The 3,402-nt window shown below is 54.4% G+C and carries 1 protein-coding gene and 2 pseudogenes; all 3 read left to right on the forward strand.

All coding sequences use genetic code 11. The features are described from left to right. Positions 1-135: 135 nt before the first annotated feature. Positions 136-468 (forward strand): annotated as a pseudogene (locus tag CINSTRO3249_RS14215) (flagellin); the annotation flags it as partial. A 154-nt stretch (positions 469-622) separates the two neighbouring features. Next, entirely contained in the window at positions 623-1,348 is a 726-nt protein-coding gene (locus CINSTRO3249_RS14220; RefSeq protein ID WP_074013742.1) for an RNA polymerase sigma factor FliA, read from the forward strand. Between the two features lie 591 nt (positions 1,349-1,939). Then, positions 1,940-3,274: pseudogene (locus CINSTRO3249_RS14225) on the forward strand (ABC transporter substrate-binding protein); the annotation flags it as partial. Positions 3,275-3,402 lie beyond the last annotated feature (128 nt).

The following is a 3,402-nucleotide window of genomic DNA, read 5'->3' on the forward strand; positions in this document are numbered from 1 at the left end:
TGCTCATGCTGAGTTTCCAGCACTAGATTAACTGCCCGTTCACGGACTTCCGGAGAGTAACGTTTGGTCGTTGTCATAGAGACCTCCACTTTTAAAGTATAGACTCTAATTTATCCGGGGTGATTCAATGTGAAATCTGGAGAAGTTTCTAAAGGTACACAAATACCTTCTGAAGGCGAAGATATCCCCGCCACGGCCGATCCTTTGAAAACCATCGACAAAGCCATTGCCATCGTCGATAACGCCCGTGGCGCCCTGGGCGCGACCCAGAACCGCCTGGGTTCGGTTATCAACAGCTTGAGCACCACCGTGGCTAACCTGAGCCAGTCGCGCTCGAATATCGAGGATGCGGACTTCGCCACCGAAGTCTCTAACATGAACCGCGCCAACATCCTGCAGCAGGCGGGTACTGCGGTTCTGGCGCAGGCCAATGCGGTACCGCAGGGTATCCTGAAGCTGCTGAGCTAATCGTTACATCCTCTGTTTGTGCCAACCCCGGCTTGCCGGGGTTTTTTACGTCTATTTACGACAAATAACCGCATTTTCACCCTATTTTGCCGCCTTTATCCGCCGTCGCGCGCCTGATAATGACATTTCACCGACCGGCCCGCGCGAGGACATTGTGGACGTCATATACAATCATCAGGGAAGGCTGGCCGACGATCGCGGCCTGTGGCAGCAGTACGCGCCCATCATCCGCCACGAGGCGCTGCGACTGCAGGTCCGCCTGCCGGCGAGCGTAGAGCTTGAAGATCTCATTCAGGCGGGCATGATAGGTTTGCTGGCGGCCATCGACAGCTTCGATGCCGCGCAGGGCGCCAGCTTCACCACTTACGCCCGCTCGCGCATCCGCTGGGGCATGCTGGACGAATTGCGCGAACGGGATTGGGTGCCGCGCAGCGTGCGGCGTAATGCGCGCGAAATTGCGGCGGCCATTCAGCGGCTGGAGCAGCGGCTGGGCGCCAGCGCCAGCGAGCAGCAAATCGCCGACGAACTCGGCGTGCCGCTGGCGTCGTATCAGACCATGTTGCATGAAACCAACTGCAGCCAGTTGTTCTCGCTGGATGAACTTATGGCGCAAGAAGCACAGGGCACCGGCCCGGCGCTCCCCGCCGACACGGGCCAAGATCCCTTTAAGTTGTTGATGGCCGGCGGCCTGCGCAAGCGGGTGAAGGACGAAATAAGCCGCCTCCCTGAACGCGAACAGCTGTTGCTTAACCTTTACTACCAGCAAGAGCTGAACCTTAAGGAAATCGGTGAAGTTTTGGGCGTGGGCGAATCCAGGGTAAGCCAGCTGCACAGCCTGGCGATAAAACGGTTGCGCGCGCGGCTGCAGGAGAACCCCTGACTAGGGTTAATCTGAATAAGGACCACGGGGGGGTGCATCACTGTTTTTTACATGGCATATAGCGTAAGGTGAAAAGCGCTAAACGTGCGTTGAAACGGTTATCCGCCCTGAGGTCTGGCAGCATTTTACCCTGCACAACGGGCGAAAATGCCACATTACCGTTCATATATTCGCCATTCGGAAAGAAAGTTTTTTAGAATTTTTGCAGTATAACCTACCATTAAAATCTTGTTAAACAGTGTAAAGATGCACTGTAGTCTTTTCTCGCCTGCCGATTGTGCTTAATTTAGGCTCTAGCACCTCACTTTTATGTTCGTTTGCCGCCTCTCGAAAAACATGTAAATCCCCACGGGTTATATTGACGTCTTGGCAAACTGTTACCAAATTGGGAGCCTCGGAAGTCAGGGAGGCAAAGGATTGTTTGAATGTTTTTGCGCATTCAACCCGCCGGTTAATGCTTTTCCAACGGCAATCCGGTTTGTCTCCTTCCATTTCCTATTAATGCCGCAGGGCATACTGCACAGACCGCAGTCCCATAAAAAAACAGTGTCTGGCCGTGCAACACACAACATCACATATTGGAGCAGAATAATGACAATTTCCTTGACGAAATCAGGGATTCTCAAAGTCGGTATCAGCCTGGCGGCGTTAGCCGTGGCGGCCAGTGTGCAAGCGAAAAATTTGGTGTATTGTTCCGAGGGGTCACCGGAAGGGTTCAACCCGCAGCTGTTCACCTCCGGGACCACCTTCGATGCCAGTTCGGTGCCAATTTACAACCGCCTGGTTGAGTTCAAGCTCGGCACGACGGAAGTCACTCCCAGCCTGGCGGAAAAATGGGATGTGAGCGACGACGGCAAGGTCTATACCTTCCATTTGCGCCACGGCGTCAAGTGGCAAGACAGCAAAGATTTCAAACCTAGCCGTGATTTCAACGCCGACGATGTCATCTTCTCCTTCACCCGCCAAAAAGACACCAATGCGCCTTACCACAAAGTCTCCGGCGGCAGCTACGAGTACTTTGACGGCATGGGTATGGGTGATCTGATCGCCAATATCGAGAAGGTCGACGACTACACCGTCCGCTTCACGCTGACCCGCGAGGAAGCGCCGTTTGTCGCCGACCTGGCCATGGACTTCGCCTCCATCCTGTCGGCGGAGTATGCCGATAAGATGATGAAAGCCGGCACCCCCGAGAAGCTGGATTTGAATCCGATCGGCACCGGTCCGTTCCAATTGCTGCAGTATCAGAAAGATTCTCGCATTCTGTATAAAGCCTTCCCCGGCTACTGGGGCACCAAGCCAAAAATCGATCGTCTGGTGTTCTCGATTACTCCCGACGCCTCCGTGCGCTATGCCAAAATGCAGAAAAACGAATGCCAGGTGATGCCGTATCCCAATCCGGCCGATATCGCCCGCATGAAGCAGGACAGCACCATCAATTTGATGGAACAGCCGGGGTTGAACGTGGGCTATCTGGCCTATAACGTCGAGAAGAAACCGCTGGATAATGTCAAAGTGCGTCAGGCGTTAACCCTGGCGGTGAATAAAAAAGCCATCATCGACGCCGTTTATCAGGGTGCCGGTCAGGCCGCCAAGAACCTGATCCCGCCGACGATGTGGAGCTACAACGACGCGGTGCAGGATTATCCTTATGGTCCCGCCAAGGCGAAAGAGCTGCTGAAAGAAGCGGGTATGGCGGACGGCTTCTCCATCGATTTGTGGGCAATGCCGGTACAGCGCCCTTATAACCCCAACGCGCGCCGCATGGCCGAACTGATCCAGGCCGACTGGGCCAAAATAGGCGTGAAGGCCAACATCGTGACCTACGAATGGGGCGAATATCTCAAACGCGCCAAAGCCGGCGAACACCAGACCGTGATGATGGGCTGGACCGGCGACAATGGGGACCCGGACAACTTCTTCGCAATGAATCACCCCGGATAAATTAGAGTCTATACTTTAAAAGTGGAGGTCTCTATGACAACGACCAAACGTTACTCTCCGGAAGTCCGTGAACGGGCAGTTAATCTAGTGCTGGAAACTCAGCATGAGCA

Origin of the sequence: Candidatus Sodalis sp. SoCistrobi (genome assembly GCF_900143145.1) — a bacterium.
Taxonomy (GTDB): Bacteria; Pseudomonadota; Gammaproteobacteria; order Enterobacterales; family Enterobacteriaceae; genus SoCistrobi.